Below are 1539 nucleotides of genomic sequence, written 5' to 3'. Positions count from 1 at the left end.
GATAACCGGTGGAACGGTATCGCTACTAGTGTTATCGATTACATTGACTTGGCGGGTAGCATTACCAACATTACCCTCGCTGTCACTGACACTATAGCTAATGGTGTACGTTCCAGGTGTGTCCGTATCAACTGATCCGTTAATAGCAATGCTGCTTGTTAAGTCACCATCAACGTTATCGGTCGCAGTCGCTCCGGCCTCGTTGTAGCTGCCGCCGAGCGATATGTCCATTGGGTTGTCACCTAATAGGCTGATAAGTGGTGCGCTATTATCTTCAACGTTAACAACTCTAGTTACGGTAAGTGCAGCGTTACCAGCACTATCGCTGACGTCATAGGAAAGCGTATAGCTGCCCAAAGTTGTTGGGTCCACGCTACCGCTAGGGATAATGCTAGTGGAAATATTTCCATCGATATTATCACTTGCTGTTGCGCCCGGGTCGCTGAAGATGCTTCCCAATGCAATGCTCATAGGGTTTGAGCCCAGTAGTGAAATAACGGGGATCGTCGTATCTGAAACAAGGACTGTTCGAGTTACTTCTATAGCGGAATTACCTGTGTTATCGCTGACGTTATAACGAGTGATATAGGTTCCAGCAATAGAGGTATTGACAGCGTCACCGGAAATAATAATTGCAGAGCTTAAGTCTCCGTCGACACTATCGCTAGCAGTCGCGCCAAGTTCAGTAAAGCTGCCATTTAACTCAACATGAAGAGGGTTATCTCCGATCAGCGTGATAACAGGTGGTAAGGAGTCTGCAACATTGACAGTACGAGTTACCGGGGTTGCAGGGTTTCCTTGAGAGTCACTGACGTTGTAGGTTAGGGCATAGCTACCTGCGACGCTTGCGTTAACAAAGCCGGTAATAGAGATATTTGAAGAAACGTCTCCGTCGACAGCGTCGAAAGCACTTGCACCAGGGTCGTTGAATATCGTGCCTTGTTGGTGCTCGATGGTGTCACCACCGATTAATGTGATTGTTGGTCCTGAGCTGTCTGATACGTTTACAGTTCGGGAAACAGTGGCTGCAGCATTGCCAGCGGCGTCACTCACGTCATAGTTAAGTGTGTAGCTTCCAGGGGTACTGGTGTCAACGAAACCACTAGGGATTATATTGGATGAAATGTCGCCATCTATATTATCCGAAGCGCTTGCCCCCGCATCTGTATAAATACTGTCAATATCAACACTTACAAAACTATCTCCGATAAGTGTAATGACGGGGTCAGTAAAGTCATTCACGTTAACCGTACGTGTTTGTTGAGGTGCAGGATTTCCATTGGAGTCACTGACATCATAGGTAATGATATAAGTGCCAGCAACGCTAGAGTCGACCATTGTGCCGCCAACTATAATGCCTGCAGATAGGTCTCCGTCAAGTGCGTCATTCGCAGTCGCACCAGCATCGGTATAAGGGGTATTTAGCTCATGGTTAAGTGGGCTGCTACCTAACACGGTGATGCTAGGAGCGCCGGTATCCTGAACATTGACCGTTCGATTAACGGTGTTGGCAGGGTTACCCGATGAGTCGTTCACGTT

1 protein-coding gene is annotated in these 1539 nt (G+C 47.7%); it reads right to left on the bottom strand.

Annotated elements, in window-relative coordinates:
• Positions 1 to 1539 (bottom strand): DUF5011 domain-containing protein (locus tag A3735_RS19600; protein WP_156499776.1); only part of this gene is annotated, 1539 nt, incomplete at both ends.

The organism is Oleiphilus sp. HI0061, from assembly GCF_001635675.1.
This window is presented reverse-complemented; position numbering and strand designations above follow the sequence as displayed.